The 15,389-nt window shown below is 64.8% G+C and carries 15 protein-coding genes and 1 pseudogene; 12 read left to right on the top strand and 4 right to left on the bottom strand.

All coding sequences use genetic code 11. From position 1 onward, the window contains the following. Window positions 1-117: 117 nt before the first annotated feature. The 8 genes from YUA_RS0111885 (at window position 118) to aat (ending at window position 7,565) form a co-directional block, all read left to right on the top strand. Window positions 118-990, top strand: coding sequence for a DUF1236 domain-containing protein (locus YUA_RS0111885; RefSeq protein ID WP_027530895.1), 873 nt, complete (start codon window positions 118-120; stop codon window positions 988-990). 226 nt (window positions 991-1,216) lie between these two features. Then, on the top strand, window positions 1,217-1,684 hold the full coding sequence (gene aroQ / locus YUA_RS0111880) for a type II 3-dehydroquinate dehydratase (RefSeq protein ID WP_027530894.1): 468 nt from the start codon (window positions 1,217-1,219) through the stop codon (window positions 1,682-1,684). A 37-nt stretch (window positions 1,685-1,721) separates the two neighbouring features. Next, complete coding sequence (gene accB / locus YUA_RS0111875; protein WP_027530893.1) at window positions 1,722-2,213, top strand: acetyl-CoA carboxylase biotin carboxyl carrier protein; 492 nt, start codon at window positions 1,722-1,724, stop codon at window positions 2,211-2,213. 80 nt (window positions 2,214-2,293) lie between these two features. Beyond that, a complete protein-coding gene (accC, locus tag YUA_RS0111870) occupies window positions 2,294-3,652 on the top strand; it encodes an acetyl-CoA carboxylase biotin carboxylase subunit (RefSeq protein ID WP_027530892.1) in 1,359 nt (452 codons plus the stop codon). 104 nt (window positions 3,653-3,756) lie between these two features. Further along, window positions 3,757-5,274, top strand: a complete 1,518-nt coding sequence (locus YUA_RS0111865; RefSeq protein WP_027530891.1) for a CHASE3 domain-containing protein — start codon at window positions 3,757-3,759, stop codon at window positions 5,272-5,274. After that, window positions 5,271-5,711: a response regulator gene (locus tag YUA_RS0111860; RefSeq protein WP_027530890.1), complete on the top strand. Its 441-nt coding sequence runs from the start codon at window positions 5,271-5,273 to the stop codon at window positions 5,709-5,711. Before YUA_RS0111865 ends, YUA_RS0111860 begins: the two co-directional genes overlap by 4 nt. After that, window positions 5,708-6,823 carry a sensor histidine kinase gene (locus tag YUA_RS0111855; RefSeq protein WP_027530889.1) on the top strand — a complete coding sequence of 372 codons (1,116 nt, stop codon included), beginning with the start codon at window positions 5,708-5,710 and terminating at the stop codon, window positions 6,821-6,823. The genes YUA_RS0111860 and YUA_RS0111855 overlap by 4 nt, the downstream gene beginning before the upstream one ends. Before the next feature lie 61 nt (window positions 6,824-6,884). Next, window positions 6,885-7,565, top strand: coding sequence for a leucyl/phenylalanyl-tRNA--protein transferase (aat, locus tag YUA_RS0111850; RefSeq protein ID WP_027530888.1), 681 nt, complete (start codon window positions 6,885-6,887; stop codon window positions 7,563-7,565). Window positions 7,566-7,594: 29 nt separating this feature from the next. Here the strand turns inward: aat and YUA_RS43830 are convergent. Further along, window positions 7,595-8,658: pseudogene (locus YUA_RS43830) on the bottom strand (DUF2155 domain-containing protein). A gap of 302 nt (window positions 8,659-8,960) precedes the next feature. Between YUA_RS43830 and YUA_RS0111835 the strand changes: the two are divergent. Beyond that, on the top strand, window positions 8,961-9,968 hold the full coding sequence (locus tag YUA_RS0111835) for a hypothetical protein (protein WP_027530887.1): 1,008 nt from the start codon (window positions 8,961-8,963) through the stop codon (window positions 9,966-9,968). An 11-nt stretch (window positions 9,969-9,979) separates the two neighbouring features. Here the strand turns inward: YUA_RS0111835 and YUA_RS0111830 are convergent, their stop codons facing one another. Further along, complete coding sequence (locus YUA_RS0111830; protein WP_027530886.1) at window positions 9,980-10,882, bottom strand: LysR family transcriptional regulator; 903 nt, start codon at window positions 10,880-10,882, stop codon at window positions 9,980-9,982. Window positions 10,883-10,981: 99 nt separating this feature from the next. On the opposite strand from YUA_RS0111830, the gene bla reads away from it, so the two are divergent. Next, on the top strand, window positions 10,982-11,866 hold the full coding sequence (bla, locus tag YUA_RS0111825) for a class A beta-lactamase (RefSeq protein ID WP_027530885.1): 885 nt from the start codon (window positions 10,982-10,984) through the stop codon (window positions 11,864-11,866). A gap of 16 nt (window positions 11,867-11,882) precedes the next feature. On the opposite strand, the gene YUA_RS0111820 is transcribed toward bla, so the two are convergent. Further along, entirely contained in the window at window positions 11,883-12,821 is a 939-nt protein-coding gene (locus tag YUA_RS0111820) for a GlxA family transcriptional regulator (RefSeq protein WP_027530884.1), read from the bottom strand. 90 nt (window positions 12,822-12,911) lie between these two features. Between YUA_RS0111820 and YUA_RS0111815 the strand changes: the two genes are divergently transcribed. Continuing rightward, complete coding sequence (locus tag YUA_RS0111815; RefSeq protein WP_027530883.1) at window positions 12,912-13,598, top strand: DJ-1/PfpI family protein; 687 nt, start codon at window positions 12,912-12,914, stop codon at window positions 13,596-13,598. A gap of 494 nt (window positions 13,599-14,092) precedes the next feature. On the opposite strand, the gene YUA_RS0111810 is transcribed toward YUA_RS0111815, so the two are convergent. After that, window positions 14,093-14,500, bottom strand: coding sequence for an NADH:ubiquinone oxidoreductase subunit NDUFA12 (locus YUA_RS0111810; RefSeq protein ID WP_027530882.1), 408 nt, complete (start codon window positions 14,498-14,500; stop codon window positions 14,093-14,095). A gap of 262 nt (window positions 14,501-14,762) precedes the next feature. On the opposite strand from YUA_RS0111810, the gene YUA_RS0111800 reads away from it, so the two are divergent. Beyond that, the gene (locus YUA_RS0111800) at window positions 14,763-15,377 is read left to right on the top strand and encodes a BA14K family protein (RefSeq protein ID WP_027530881.1); all 615 of its coding nucleotides are present in this window, start codon (window positions 14,763-14,765) and stop codon (window positions 15,375-15,377) included. The last annotated feature ends 12 nt before the right edge of the window (window positions 15,378-15,389 follow it).

The following is a 15,389-nucleotide window of genomic DNA, read 5'->3' as shown; positions in this document are numbered from 1 at the left end:
TCATCTGGTATTCAACAAACAAATGCTGCGGAACTGGCGAAGTTCCGGAACAACTCAAATCTCCTTTCGTTGTCGGCGCGGGCAATGACGCAAGTGAAAACACGTGAGGAGAATTCAATGTTGAACCGCTTTATGATCTCGGTTGCCGCACTCGCGCTCATCGCTGGCACCGGACTGGCGAACGCACAGGGCACGATGAAGAACGAGAGCGGCGGCGCCGGCGCTCAGCCGATGCAGCACTCGCAGTCCTCCGGCGGCGCCGCCGAACGCGGCAACTCGATGGGCAAGGAATCCACCCATGAATCCACCCATGAGAAGGGCACCGTCGGCCAGGCTGGCGGCTCCAGCAGCATGAAGTCCGGCACGTCCGCCGAGGAAAAATCCTCCGGCGCGACCAAGGACGAGCACTCCGGCCGCGAGATGAACAAGAACGCGGCTGAGGAGAAGTCCGGCGCCACCAAGGGCCAGCGCACCGACGAACACGCGCAGGGTCAGCAGGACAAGTCCAAGAGCATGAGCCAGGACACCAGCAAGTCCGGCGCCAAGGAACAGAAGGACATGAAGGCTGAGGGCACCAAGAGCGGCGCCAGCAGCACCAACAATGCCGAGAACCGGAAGGGCACCGAGACCCGCACCAACCAGAACGCTCAGGGCCAGACCGGCACCAGCACCAACCAGAACGCGCAGGGTCAGAGCAGCACCAACACGACGGTCGGCCAGGCCGGCGCCGGTGCCAAGCTGTCGACCGAGCAGCGCACGCAGATCACCTCGGTGATCCGCGAGGAGCACGTGCGGCCCGTGACCAACGTGAACTTCTCGATCTCCGTCGGCACCCGCATTCCCCGTGAGGGCATCGAACTGCATGCCCTGCCGTCGCGGGTCGTGACGATCTATCCGGAGTGGCGGACCTACAAGTACGTCCTCGTCAAGGAAGAGATCGTGATCATCAATCCGGACACCTACGAGATCGTGGCGGTCCTGAACGTCTAAGGCCGGACGACGGCAACCTCAGAGGGCGGGCAGCGATGCCCGCCCCCTTTGCGTTTGGCCGGCAGCCATGCTTCGGACTGGTTAACAAGCAATTTCCGTAGTTTCCGCACAGGTTTTTGCGCACTGGATGAGATACCTGAAGCGATCCCGGAGGCCCTTCAAGGCTTCCCCTGGGTCACTTTGTTACCTATAACCCCGCCACGCCGAAACACCTGCCGGGATAGGAATGGCCGAAGCAGCAACCGACACGATCCTCGTTCTCAACGGGCCGAACCTCAACATGCTGGGGACGCGCGAGCCCGAGAAGTATGGCCACGCGACGCTGGCCGACGTCGAGGCGCTGTGCCGGGAGACGGCCGCGACCTTCGGCCTCAAGGCTGATTGTCGGCAGTCCAACCGCGAAGGCGAGCTGATCGACTTCATCCACGAGGCCCACGCCCGCAAGATGAAGGGCATCATCATCAATGCCGGCGGCTATTCGCACACCTCGATCGCGCTGCACGACGCGCTGCTCGCGGTGCAGATCCCGACCGTCGAAGTGCACGTGACCAACATCCACGCCCGCGAGAGTTTCCGTCACCATTCCTACACCGCGCGCGCGGCCTTCGCCTCGCTCTGCGGCTTCGGCATCGAGGGCTACCGCCTCGCCATCCAGGGCCTTGCCGCCAAGGTCGGCATCAAGCCCAAAGCCTGACGCACCCTCCTCACACAGAACATTCGGATCAAAGAACATGGCGCGCCAGCCAGACGACAAAGCAGCCGCAAAGTTTTCCAGCGAGGATTCCGCGCTCGTTCGCGAGCTTGCTCTCCTGCTCGATGAGACCAGCCTCACCGAGATCGAGATCGAGCGCGCCGGCTTGCGGCTGCGCGTCGCCCGCAACATCAGCGTCGCCGCGACCATGCCGATGCCGGTGCAGCATGCGGCTCCCGCGCTCGTCGCCTCGCCTTCTGCCGCACCCGCGGCTGCCGCAGCAGACATGTCGAAGCATCCCGGCGCCGTGTCTTCGCCGATGGTCGGCACCGCCTATTGGTCGCCGGAGCCCGGCGCCAAGCCGTTCATCGAGATCGGCTCGAAGGTCTCGGTCGGCCAGACCCTGCTGATCATCGAAGCGATGAAGACCATGAACCAGATTCCCTCGCCGCGCGCCGGCACGGTGACGCAGATTCTGGTCGAAGACGGCCAGCCGGTCGAGTTCGGCGAGCCGCTGGTGATCATTGAGTGAGGGAGTGGCGAATAGCGAGTAGCGAACAGTTACTCTTCCCTATTCGCCATTCGCTATTCCCCGTTCGCCCCTGAGGCACCATGTTCGACAAGATCCTCATAGCCAATCGCGGCGAGATCGCCCTTCGCATCCTGCGAGCCTGCAAGGAGCTCGGGATCGCGACCGTCGCCGTGCATTCCACCGCCGACGCCGACGCCATGCATGTGCGCCTGTCGGACGAGAGCGTCTGCATCGGGCCGCCACCGTCGAAGGACAGCTATCTCAACGTGCCCGCGCTGCTGGCGGCCTGCGAGATCACCGGCGCGGATGCCGTGCATCCCGGCTACGGCTTCCTGTCGGAGAACGCGCGCTTCGCCGAGATCCTCGGTGAGCACAATCTGCAATTCATCGGTCCCAAGGCCGAGCACATCCGCCTGATGGGCGACAAGATCGAGGCCAAGAAGACCGCCAAGAAACTCGGGATCCCCGTGGTCCCCGGCTCCGATGGTGCGGTCGGTCCCAACGACGACGCGATAGCGATCGCCAGGAAGATCGGCTTTCCCGTGCTGGTGAAGGCGGCTGCCGGCGGCGGCGGCCGCGGCATGAAGGTTGCGCAGACCGAGGCGGACCTCCAGGTGGCGCTGTCGACGGCGGCCAACGAGGCCAAATCGGCCTTCGGCGACGCTTCGGTCTACTTGGAAAAATACCTGCAGAAGCCGCGCCACATCGAGATCCAGATCCTCGGCGACGGCCGCGGCGGCGCGATCCATCTCGGCGAGCGCGACTGCTCGCTGCAGCGTCGCCACCAGAAGGTCTGGGAGGAAGGTCCCTCGCCCGTGCTGGCCGCCGCTGCACGCGCCAAGATCGGCGAGACCTGCGCGAAGGCGATGCGCGAGATGAAATATCTCGGCGTCGGCACCATTGAGTTCCTGTTCGAGGACGGCGAGTTCTACTTCATCGAGATGAATACCCGCATCCAGGTCGAGCATCCCGTCACCGAGAGCATCACCGACATCGATCTCGTGCTGGAGCAGATCCGCATCGCCGCCGGCGGCGAACTGCCAGCCAAGCAGAGCGAGATCCAGATCATCGGCCACGCCATCGAGTGCCGCATCAATGCGGAGAACCCGCTGACCTTCCGTCCCTCGCCCGGCCGGATCTCGCAATACCACCCGCCCGGTGGGCTCGGCGTGCGGATCGATTCCGCGGTCTATCAGGGCTACCAGATCCCGCCCTACTACGATTCCCTCGTCGGCAAGCTGATCGTCCACGGCAAGACCCGCGCCGAATGCCTGATGCGGCTACGCCGGGCGTTGGACGAGATGGTGGTCGACGGCATCGAGACCACGCTGCCGCTGTTCCGCGACCTGGTGCGCCAGGACGACATCATCAACGGCGACTATCACATCCACTGGCTGGAGCAGTACCTCGCCGGTAAGACGGAACCGCCGGCGAAATAAGTCCTGTCCCGTGGAACCCTCTGGTCCCAATCGCGTTCTGGACGGTTGGAACAGTTCCAAGGGGGCATGTTGAACTCCACTACGCATAACAGGGCAAGAACGTCGTGACCGCTGGGGAACAGCGGCGGCGCGCATTCTGGCAGATCCTGCTGTTCGCAGCGGGACTTCTGGTGCTGACCGTGATCAGCGCCGGCTCCGTCTATCTCGTCAACAAGGCTCGCGACGACAGCAAATGGGTGGTTCACACCCTAGAGGTGGAAAACCAGCTCAACGCCCTGCTGCTCGAGATTCGTCGCGCCGAGAGTGGTGTGCGCGGCTACCTCTTGACCCGGAGCGAGAACTTCAAGACCGACCATGACAAGGCGGTCGCCGCGATCGTTCCAGCGCTGGACCGGGTGACGCGCCTGACCGGCGACAATCCGGCGCAACGCGAGGGCATCGAGAAGCTGAGCGCGGCGATCGAGATCCGGCTCGGCCAGTTCACCCAGGAAATGGACCTCGTCCGGCAGGGCCAGATCGACAAGGCGACATTCCTGATGAATGAAGCCGCTGCGGCCGATACCACCGCCGCAATCGGCAGTTTGGCGAGCGCGATGATCCAGGAGGAGGAACGGCTATTCCGGCTCCGCACGGCGAACGCCGACCGCAGCCAGACGTTCGCCGCTTCGATGACCGGCATCGGGTCCGGCCTCGTCGTGCTGCTCGCCCTGATCTCGATCTGGCTGGTGCGGCGCTCTGCCGGCGCCCGTGACGACGCCGAAGCACGGCTGCGCGACGGCAACCTCAATCTCGAGGCCACCGTCGATGAGCGAACGGCAGACCTGCGCGAAGCCAACGACGAGATCCAGCGCTTTGCCTATATCGTCAGCCATGACCTGCGCTCGCCGCTGGTCAACATCATGGGCTTCACCAGCGAGCTCGAAGAATTGGGCAAGGACATCTTTCGCCGGATCGGGGGGCTCACGGGCGTGCCGGCAGGCGGGCCGCCGGTCGATGTCGCTGACATCCCGCTCGACGGCCCCGACAAGCAGCTTTCTGCGGATTTTTCCGAAGCACTCGGCTTCATCAAATCCTCGATCGCCCGGATGGACCGGCTGATTTCGGCAATCCTCAACCTCACCCGCGAGGGTCGGCGCGAATTCCAGCCGGAAAAGATCGATACACGCGATTTCGTCGAGACCATCGTGTCGACGCTGGCGCACCAATCGGCCGAAGCGCAGGCCGAGATTCACGTCGAGCCATTGCCGAATATCGTCAGCGACCGCCTTGCACTGGAGCAGATCTTCTCCAATCTGATCGATAACGCGATCAAGTATCTCAGGAGCGGGGTGCCCGGCGAGATCAGAATTCGCGGGCGCACCAAGCTCGGCTACGCTATCTTCGAAATCAGCGATAACGGCCGCGGCATCGATCCGAAGGATCATCAGCGGATTTTTGACCTGTTCCGCCGTGCGGGAACCCAGGACAAGCCGGGCCAAGGCATCGGTCTTGCCCATGTGCGTGCACTTGTGCGCCGCCTCGGCGGCACGATGTCGGTATCGTCAGAACTGAATGCAGGCAGTACATTCACGATCACGCTGCCTATCGCCTGGAACGCCAGCAACCGGAACGCGGACAAATGACGTTGCCTGTCACCATCATCATGATCGAGGACGACGAGGGCCATGCGCGCTTGATCGAGCGCAACATCCGCCGCTCCGGCGTGAACAACGAGATTGTGTCGTTCGCCAACGGCACCGCCGCGATGAAGCACCTTTTCGGCGCCGACGGCACCGGGCTGGCGCAGAAAGGCAACGCGCTCCTGATCCTGCTCGACCTCAACCTGCCCGACATGAGCGGCATCGATATCCTGAAGCAGATCAAGGAAAACAAATATCTCAAGGCCTCGCCGGTGGTTGTGCTGACCACGACCGACGACAGTCAGGAGATCAAGCGCTGCTACGAGCTCGGCTGCAACGTCTACATCACCAAACCCGTCAATTACGAGAATTTCGCCAACGCCATCCGGCAACTCGGCCTGTTCTTCTCGGTCATCCAGGTCCCGCCCGCCGCCTCATGACCCAGCACACGCCAACCCTGCTCTACATTGATGACGACAGCGCGCTGGCGCGCCTGGTCGATCGCGGCCTGACGCGGCGCGGCTACAAGGTCATTCATGCCGCGAGCGGCGAGGAAGGCCTCGAGCGCATCCGCAACGCAGGCAGCCAAGGCTCCATCGAAGGCTCCATCGATGTCGTGGCGCTCGATCAATACATGCCGGGTCTCGATGGGCTCGAGACGCTGGAGCAGATCATGAAGATCCCGGACGCCCCGCCGGTGGTCTTCGTCACGGCATCGCAGGATTCCAGCATCGCCGTCACCGCGCTGAAAGCGGGCGCGGCCGACTATCTGGTCAAGGACGTCAAGGGCGACTTCATCCCGCTGCTGCATGTGGCGGCCGAAGGCGCGCTGCGCCAGGCCGAATTGCAGCGGGCACGCGAGGAGGCCGAGGCCGAGATCCACGCCTCGCGCGACCGCTATGCCGCGCTTGCCGCCGAACGCGAGCTGCTGCTGCGCGAGGTCAATCACCGCGTCGGCAATTCGCTCCAGATCATCGCTTCGCTCCTGCATCTGCAGGCGAGCTCCGCCGCCCAGGACGAGGTCAAGGTCGCATTGACCAACGCGATGGGCCGCGTCGCCGCCGTCGCCCAGGTGCACCGCCGCCTCTACACCTCGCAGGACCTGAAGAGCGTCGTGCTCAACCAGTATCTGGACTCCCTGCTCGAGGATTTGCGCCGCTCCGCCGAAGGCAACCGGATGTCGCGCCTGACGGTGAAGGCCGAGCCGATCGAGATCGACCCGGACCGTGCCGTCGCCGTCGGCATCATCGTCAACGAGCTGGTAATGAACGCGGTGAAATACGCCTATCCCGACGGTGCCGGCCCCATTCATGTCGAGCTGACATCGCAGGGCGACGATCTTCTGCTCTCGATCACCGACGACGGCGTCGGCGACAACGTCAAGGCCGATCCGCGCTCCACCGGCATGGGTCAGCGCATCGTCGCGGCCATGGCCACCAAGCTCGATGCCACCGTCGAGCGCGATCCCAACCATTCCGGAACCCGCATCATCCTGCGGTTCCGCCGTACCCCCGCCGCGCCCGGCACGGCCAACAGCGCCGCGGCGGTCTGATCCCGGCATCCGGAATTGCCCCCATCGCACGCGCATCGCGATCCTGCTATGATTGGGCACTATGACTTCGCGCGACTCCGCCTCGTCTGAAATCACGCCGGCAGTGCTGCTGCGCGCCTATGCTTGTGGCATCTTTCCGATGGCCGAGAGCGCCGACGACCCGACCCTGTTCTGGGTCGAGCCGGAAATGCGGGGCGTGATCCCGCTCGACGGCTTTCGTGTCGCCTCGCGGCTGGCCCGCACCGTGCGGACGGATGCGTTTCGCGTCACCGTCAACACCGCGTTCAAGGCGACGATCGCCGGCTGCGCCGCGCCGCAGGCCGGCCGCGAGGACACCTGGATCAACAAGCGCATCCGCGACCTCTATGGCGGCCTCTACGACCTCGGCCATTGCCACAGCGTCGAGGCCTGGCAGGGCGACGACCTCGTCGGCGGTCTCTATGGCGTCAGCCTGGGCCGTGCCTTTTTCGGCGAGAGCATGTTCCACACCGCGCGCGACGCCTCGAAGGTCGCGCTGGTGCATCTGGTGGCGCGGCTGATCCATGGCGGCTTCGAGCTGCTCGATACGCAATATGTCACCGAACATCTGAAGAGCTTTGGTGCGGCCGAGATCTCGCGGCGGCGCTACACAGCCTTGCTCGACAAGGCGCTCGCCGGCGAGCCCGGCGATTTCCTGCGACTGCCTGCGGGTGACGCGATCCCGGGCACGCGCGCGCTCGAGATCATCGCCTCGCGGCAATAGGGCCTAGCGGCAAAACCTTGGGATTTGGCCTAGCGGCCAAACCCTGGGATACCGAACAGACCCGGCCGCTGCTCCGGCGGCGGAGGCGGTGGAGCTGGTTGCGCCTGCTGCGGCGGCGGCAAAGGCTGCGGCGGACGCTGCTGCACCGCCTGCTTGGGCGCGGCCTTCTTCTGCGCCGGAGACGGTGGCGGCGGCGCAGGCTTGCTCGCCGGATCAGGCGCCGCGGTCGCGATGGTCTGCTGCGGCTCTTTGCAGTCGGTGAGCCAGATGTCGTAGATCGGGTGCTCGACGCCGTGCAGGCCGGGGCTCGCGGCATACATCCAGCCGGAAAAGATCCGCTTCACCTCGCCCTGCAAGGTGATCTCGTCGACCTCGACGAAAGCGTCGGTGTTGGCAGCTTCCGTGGCGGGCCGCGTATAGCAGGCGTCGGTCTTCACCCGCAGCGCGCCGAACTGCACGGTCTCGCCGATATCCTCGTCGAAATTGATGATGCGCCCGGTGATCTTGTCGAGGCCGGAGAAGGTCGCCTTCTTGTTCACGATCTTCTGGGCCGGCGGCTCGGTGACGACCTCGTCGCCCGGCTGGAGGCTCGCCGGGGCCTGCGGCACGGCGCCCTGCTGGGTTCCGCCCTTCTGCTGCGGCTGACGCTGACCAGGAGCTCCGGGAACAGCTGCGCCCGGCTGAGCAGGCGCGCCTGGCGGTGCGACAGCGACGGCCGGCGGCTGGTTCTGCGGCGCGATGGTGGTGCCCGGCGGCGGCGCCAGCGGCTGGGTCTCGACCGGCCCGGGCATGACGTTCCCCTGGCGGCTCGGCGGCTGCATCGGACGCGACGGCAGCACGCGGCCCTGCGGCGGCAGCTCAGGCACCTCTTCGTCGTCGTCCGGGGTGGGCTGCGGCATCGGCTGCCCGCCACGGGGGATCGTCCCCGGCGGCCGCAGCGGCGGTGGATCGGAGAAGATCGTGCCGATCTGCGCCTGCGCAGGCGTCGCCACCGTCAAAGCGGTAGCGGCCAAAAGCGCCGCAAGACCTGTCAGGGTAATGGTTCGAAACATATCTCGCGCGGCTTCAACAGCGAATCGGGCTTGTTGGACATTCTACAGGGGATACCGCCGCTCGCAGGCCATCCGGTTAACACGCCGAATACGGCGGGGAAAGGGCGGCATTCCTGCCGTACCCGACGCCGGCGTGACAGGCCGGCGTTCGAATGGGATAATTGCAGGCCTCTCCCCGGGGCCGAAGCGGGCATCGCCCCCGAAAATGACGTCCAACGATAACCAGAACCTCAAGGGCCCCGTGCCCGTCGTGCTCGATTCCGATGCCGTCGCCGTCTACAAGGCTTTTCAGGAGGCCGGCCGCCCCGCCTAGCACTGGGCTGGCATCATCATCATCATCCGAATGTCGTCTGCGCCTCGAACCATCTTCGCCCTTCCCCTCCGCGGCCTGACCTGGCTTGGCAGCCAGGGCACGCGCGCGGTCGCGGCCGTCGTGTTCATCGCGGCCGCCGTGCCGCCGCTCGGCGCGCTGCTGCGGCCCTACGTCACCGAGGCGATCCTCGTCCTGCTCTGCATCTCCTTCATGCGGGTGGATCTCGCGGCGCTGTACGGCCATCTGCGCCGACCGGCGCTGGTGGCGACCGCCACGGCCTGGACCACGATCGGCGTGCCGCTGATCGTGGGGCTGACCGCGCATGCGACCGGGCTCGCCGATCGCGCGCCCGGCCTGTCGCTCGCGCTGATGCTGCAGAGCATGGCCTCGCCGATGATGGCCGCGCCAGCGCTCGCAGCCCTGATGGGGCTCGATGCCACGCTCGTGCTGGTCACACTGGTGACAGCAACCGCGGTCGTGCCTTTCACGGCGTCGCTGTTCGCGAGCCTCTTCCTCGGTGGCATGCTGAGCATCTCGCCGCTCACGCTCGGACTAAAACTGCTCGGCATCCTCGCGGCATCGCTGCTGGCCGCGACCATGATCCGTTGGTTGTTCGGTGCCAAGGCAATTCAGCGCCACAAGCAACCGATCGACGGCTTCAACATCATCATCCTCTTGATTTTCGCGTCGGCGATCATGGGAGACGTGGCGCATGATTTCGTCGCAAATCCCCTCTTCACGGTCGGCATCGCGGCGCTCGCCTTTACCGTCTACTTCACACTGCTCGCCATCACGACGTTGCTGTTTCGCCGCATCGGCTACGAGCGGGCGCTCGCGCTTGGGCTGATGGTGTCACAGCGCAATCTCGGCCTGATGCTGGCCGCAACCGCCGGCGTGCTTCCGCCAACCACCTGGCTCTATTTCGCGCTGACGCAGTTTCCGATCCACCTTGCGCCGTACATGCTGACGCCGATCGCACGGCGGCTGACGGCGCGGGCGGGTACGCCCGGCGCGGCGGCTCCAGGCAGCGCAACTTAACGCCTGCAGCGTCATGGATTGCGCGGTCTCTTTTTCTTGCACTCAGCCAAGATCCAGTCGCGGAAGGCTTTCATCGCGTGCGAAAGCCTTTTCGACTTGAGGGACGCGAGCCAATACGATCCGAGATAGACGTGGCTGTCATAGGGACAGACCAGCCGCTTGCGCGAGAGATCGTCCGAAAATAACACGACCGGCAACAACGCGACTCCGGCGCCTTGAGCTGCTGCGTGCGCCAAAGAGACCGAGGAGTCGAATGTCGGGCCGGTCATCCGAGGTTGCCAGCATTGCACCACATCGAACCATTGCGCCCACTCGCCCACCCGATAGGACCGCAACAGCACCTCCTTATGGAGATCGGTGGGGGCCTTAAGTCGTTTCGCAACGGCTGGCGCGCACATCGGCGTGAAATGAGCCTCGACCAGACGCTCGGCGTTCGTCCCATGCCAAGCGCCGTCGCCAAATCGAATGGCATAGTCCAGTCCTTCGCCACCGAGGTCCACGCGATTGTTATTGGCGAAGATCCTGATGTCGATGTTCGGATGGCTCGCAGTGAAGCTCCTCAGACGCGGGAGAAGCCAGCCGGACGCGAATGTTCCGACCACGCCAACGGTCAGCATTTCGCGCATACGACCGTTCTCGAACCGGTCCAGCACCTGGTTGATCTGGCCAAAGGCGTCCGAGATTGCAGGCTGCAATGCCTCGCCTTCTTCCGTAAGCGCGAGCCCGCGGGTCAATCGCCTGAAGAGCTTCACGCGCAGACTATCTTCCAGAATCCGCACCTGCTGGCTCACGGCTGCCTGCGACACGCGAAGTTCCAGCCCGGCCTTGGTAAAGCTGAGATGGCGAGCGGCCGCTTCGAATGAACGGAGTGCGTTCAGCGGCAGACTGGAAATGTTGGCAGGGCGGCGGGCCACATCTGATCCAAGTTTTGCTTATGCATGGCCTTACGAACCATCGTTTGTCAATTGCCAGAGCGCGACGCAAAACCTGCCCGCAATTCACGGGGGTTCTCGATGCTTACACGACGTCAATTCAGTTCATCGGCATTTGCGGCCGCAGGAAGTCTCATTCTGCCGAACGTTTCGGGTGCTGCGCCGAGCGGAGCAGCACCGCTCATCAAAGCCATTGAACAACTGGAACTGAAGAGCGGAGGCCGGCTCGGCGTCTCCGTGCTCGACGCGACAACGGGAATTCCGATCCATCACAAGGGAGACGAACGATTTCCCATGTGTAGTACATTCAAAGTCCTGGCGTCGGCAGCCATACTCAAGAACGCAGGTAGCAAGCTGGAACTTCTTGAACGGCGCGTTCGTTTCGAGCAGGCCGACATCGTCGAGAACTCGCCGGTGACCCGCGAGCATGTCGGCGGAGAAGGTATGTCGCTCCGCGAACTTTGCGACGCAGCCATCACCATGAGTGACAACACGGCCGGCAACGCGCTTCTGAACAATATTGGTGGTCCCGCCGGGTTGACCAGCTTTGCACGTAGCCTCGGCGACAAGATGACAAGATTGGATCGGACTGAAACTGAACTGAACGAGGCCACGCCCGGCGACCCCCGCGACACGACAACCCCAAATGCGATGGCCGCAAATCTGAAACGCTTGTTGCTCGGTGATGCCCTCCTCCCGGAAGGCCGCGATCAACTCGCCAAATGGCTCATCGCGAACAAGACGGGAAACAGTCGTTTACGCGCGGGCCTGCCGCAAGGCTGGCGTGTGGGCGACAAGACGGGAGCAGGTGAACATGGCACCACCAATGATGTCGCCATCGTATGGCCGCCTGAGCGTTCACCGCTCATCGTCGCGGTCTACCTCACCGGCGCATCGCTCGACCCAAACGGACGAAATGATGTGATCGCCTCTGTCGGTCGCGAGGTCGGCAAGGCCTTTGGCTGACAGTCGTGTGCTCGCCCTAACTCGCCCGCGCTGCGCGCCGCAACGCCTGCGGGGGCTGGCCGAAGGCGCGGATGAAGGCGCGGCGCATTCTTTCAGGATCGCGGAAGCCGGTCGCCTCTGCCACGAGCTCGATCGCCTCGCGCGAGGACTGGACGCGCTCGCGGGCGACCTCGACCCGCAGCCGCTCGATCGCCTTGGACGGCGTCGTGCCGGTCTCCGCGGCAAAGGCGCGAGCGAAGTGCCGCGCGCTCATGCCGGCGCGATCGGCGAGGTTTTCCACCGTCAGCGGCGCGTCGAGATTTTCGCGCGCCCATGACAGCAGCGCACCGAAGCGGCCGTTCGGCGTCTTCAATTCCAGGAGCGAAGAGAATTGCGACTGGCCGCCGCTGCGGCGATGATAGAGCACGAGCTGGCGCGCGGTCTGTTGCGCGATCTCCTCACCATGGTCTTCCGTGACCATCGCCAGCGCGAGGTCGATGCCGGCGCTGATGCCGGCCGACGTCCAGACATTGCCGTCGCGGGTGAAAATCTGGTCAGGCTCGAACTTCACCTTCGGATAGCGCGCGACGAATTCGCGCGTCCGGCCCCAATGCGTGGTGGCGCGGCGACCGTCAAGCAGGCCGGCCTCCGCAAGCACATAGGCACCCGAGCAGACGCTGGCGATCCGCACGCTGCGCCTGGCCAGCCGTTGCACGAAGGCGAGCGTGGTCGGACAGCGCGCCGCCTCGGCCACGCCAGAGCCTCCCGCCACGACCAGCGTCGTGATCGCATTCGCCGATTTGAAATCGCGCGCCATCATCTCCACGCCGGAGGACGACCGCACGGCGCCTGCGTTCAGCGCCAGCACTCGCAGCGCAAGCGGCTTGTCACTGGCACGTGCCGCGATCTCGAATACCGAGATCGGGCCGGCTGCGTCGAGCAACTGAAAATCCGGGAAGATCAGGATGCCGATCATGCTCATGTCCGAAAGTGAGGGAAATATGCCATTTTAGACAGGAGGGCACCATGCCATTTTGTCGGCGTCAAGCACTCATTGGAGGTTCTCATGCCGGCACCGCTCCAGATCGGACTTCTGGTGTTTCCGCACGTCACCCAGCTCGACTTCACCGGTCCGTTGCAGGTGTTCTCGTCCGTCCCCGGCGCGACCGTGCACTTGATCTGGAAGACGCTGAATCCGGTGCCGAGCGATTCCGTGCTGATGCTGACGCCAACCGTGACGTTCGCCGACTGCCCGCAACTGGATGTGATCTGCGTGCCGGGCGGCTTCGGCACCGACGCTCTCCTCAATGACGAGGAGACGCTCGACTTCATCCGAAGGCGGGCTGCGAGCGCCAAATTCGTCACCTCGGTCTGCACGGGATCGCTGGTGCTTGGCGCGGCCGGGCTCCTAAAGGGCTACAACGCCGCCACCCATTGGAGCGCGATGGAGATGCTGGCCCTGTTCGGCGCGACGCCCACCAAGACACGCGTCTGCATCGATCGAAACCGCGTAACCGGCGGCGGCGTTACTGCAGGAATCGATTTCGCGCTGACGCTGGTGTCGCTGCTGGTCGATCGCACCACCGCAGAAGCCGTGCAACTTCGCCTCGAATACAATCCTACGCCGCCATTCAATGCCGGCTCACCGGATACCGCTCCGGCCGAGGTGCTCGCGCTCATGAGGGAGCGGGTCGCGCCATGGCAGGCACGCCGCCTCGACGCCGCCAAGCGCGCAGCCGAGCGGATGATGTAGTTTCGCGTATCACCACATCTCGTGTCCCGGACGCGCTGCAGCGTGCAACGCTGCGCCGCAGAGCCGGGACCCAGAAGGCGACACGGTAGGCACGGTGAGATGGGCCCCGGCGCTGCAGCGCACCGCCAAGAGGCGCTGCGCTGCGTCCGGGGCACGAGGCCCTCACTCCAACAGAAAAAGGCCGCCCGGTTTCCCAAGCGGCCTTTCCTGTCTCACGGCGGCTGCACATTTCATCGGGCGATTTCGGAGCTTCCAGACCGGGGGCCTATCTCCCGATCGAGTCCTGGTCGGCGGCCGCTGCATTTCGGGACAGTCGCGAGCTGTTGCCCGAACCGAACGCGATGGTCTCCCATCTCCGTAAGATGGGTTCATTGAGCCGCATCGCTCGTGCAGGCGCAACGCCCGCGCGAGCGGCATCCCCGCTGTTCCCGTTGTCCACAGCGATAGGAGGCGGATGCGTGTGCATCCAATCCGATGATGGAAGAGCGCTAGGGCTAGCCAGGCGTCCAGGGCTGGTAGTCGCCGGTCGCCTTCGGCCGCTTGCCGGCGGCCAAGGTCGAGCCGGAGGGCCGGTAGGCTTTCGCCGTGCCGGTGAGGTTCGCCTGGTGCGGCTTTTCCCACTCGCGCGGCTGGTAGTTCTCCTCCGTCGGCGGCACGTCGACCGTATGGTGCATCCAGCCGTGCCAGGACGGCGGAATGCGGCTCGCTTCGGCGTAGCCGTTATAGATCACCCAGCGCCGCTCGAAGCCGAGCGTCGGGTCAATCTTGCCGCCGGCCGTGCGGTAATAGCGGTTGCCCTGCTCGTCCTGGCCGACCAGCTCCCCGAACCGGCGGGTCCAGAGCTGCGTGCCAAAGGTCTGGCCGTTCCACCAGGTGAAGAGCTTCAGGAAGAATTGTTTCATGCGGCAAGGGCCCTGCTTCGTGCGGTCCTGATGCCATCCGGACAGCCAAATGTCCAGTTCGCCCAGTGCGGTCGTGCCCCAGCCCAAACGCGGTGGCACGGGCAGCCGTCGCTGCCGCAAAGAGGCTGCCGCAAATCGGTCGCGATCCATTCATGCCGGGTACAGCGTCGGCATGAAAATCTGCCGCTCATGCGCAAACCGGCGTGATCCCAGGAACTGCAGCCCTTTCAAGGGATTTGCTTCCGGGAGAAGGAGTTTGAACATGAACAGTCTGAGAATTTTGAGTGCAGCCGCAGCGCTGGCACTGATTCTTCCGATGGCGACCCCGAGCTTCGCCCAAGGCCATGGTGGCCACGGCGGTGGTGGCGGCGGCCATTTCGGCGGCGGTGGCGGCGCTCATTTCGGTGGCGGCGGGGGTGGTGCTCACTTCGGCGGCGGCGGCGCCCGCATGGGCGGCGGCGGCTTCAGCGCCGGCCCCCGGATCGGTGGCGGTGGCGGCAGTTTCGCAGCAGCTGCGCGCCCGAGCGCCGGACCCGCCTTTAGCGGCGGTGGCCGCAACTTCGCAGCGGCCGGAGGCCACTGGAATGGCGGCGGCGGCAACTGGCACGGCGGCGGCTGGCATCACCGCGGCGGCTTCTGGCCTGGCTTCGCGGCGGGCGCCGCGATCGGCGGGCTCGGCTCTTACGCCTATTACGGCGGCGACTATTACAACGATCCCTACTACGACGACAGCTACTATGACGACAGCGCGACCGTCGCCGTGGTGCCTGACAGTGGCGGCGATTCGTCCGCCTATTGTGCTCAGCGCTACCGGTCCTACGACCCGGCGTCCGGCACCTATCTCGGCTATGATGGCCTGCGCCATCCCTGCCCGTAACACGGCCTGAAG

Origin of the sequence: Bradyrhizobium sp. WSM3983 (assembly GCF_000473045.1) — a bacterium.
Lineage (GTDB): Bacteria > Pseudomonadota > Alphaproteobacteria > Rhizobiales > Xanthobacteraceae > Bradyrhizobium.
This window is presented reverse-complemented; position numbering and strand designations above follow the sequence as displayed.

Bases quoted from the DNA above. Each gene is read 5' to 3' on its own strand.
- YUA_RS0111820 (WP_027530884.1), bottom strand. From the start codon at position 12,821: ATGATCGGCATCCTGATCTTCCCGGATTTTCAGTTGCTCGACGCAGCC.
- YUA_RS0111810 (WP_027530882.1), bottom strand. From the start codon at position 14,500: ATGAAACAATTCTTCCTGAAGCTCTTCACCTGGTGGAACGGCCAGACC.
- bla (WP_027530885.1), top strand. From the start codon at position 10,982: ATGCTTACACGACGTCAATTCAGTTCATCGGCATTTGCGGCCGCAGGA.
- accC (WP_027530892.1), top strand. From the start codon at position 2,294: ATGTTCGACAAGATCCTCATAGCCAATCGCGGCGAGATCGCCCTTCGC.
- YUA_RS0111800 (WP_027530881.1), top strand. From the start codon at position 14,763: ATGAACAGTCTGAGAATTTTGAGTGCAGCCGCAGCGCTGGCACTGATT.
- aat (WP_027530888.1), top strand. From the start codon at position 6,885: ATGACTTCGCGCGACTCCGCCTCGTCTGAAATCACGCCGGCAGTGCTG.
- accB (WP_027530893.1), top strand. From the start codon at position 1,722: ATGGCGCGCCAGCCAGACGACAAAGCAGCCGCAAAGTTTTCCAGCGAG.
- YUA_RS0111835 (WP_027530887.1), top strand. From the start codon at position 8,961: ATGTCGTCTGCGCCTCGAACCATCTTCGCCCTTCCCCTCCGCGGCCTG.
- YUA_RS0111815 (WP_027530883.1), top strand. From the start codon at position 12,912: ATGCCGGCACCGCTCCAGATCGGACTTCTGGTGTTTCCGCACGTCACC.
- YUA_RS0111855 (WP_027530889.1), top strand. From the start codon at position 5,708: ATGACCCAGCACACGCCAACCCTGCTCTACATTGATGACGACAGCGCG.
- YUA_RS0111885 (WP_027530895.1), top strand. From the start codon at position 118: ATGTTGAACCGCTTTATGATCTCGGTTGCCGCACTCGCGCTCATCGCT.
- YUA_RS0111860 (WP_027530890.1), top strand. From the start codon at position 5,271: ATGACGTTGCCTGTCACCATCATCATGATCGAGGACGACGAGGGCCAT.
- aroQ (WP_027530894.1), top strand. From the start codon at position 1,217: ATGGCCGAAGCAGCAACCGACACGATCCTCGTTCTCAACGGGCCGAAC.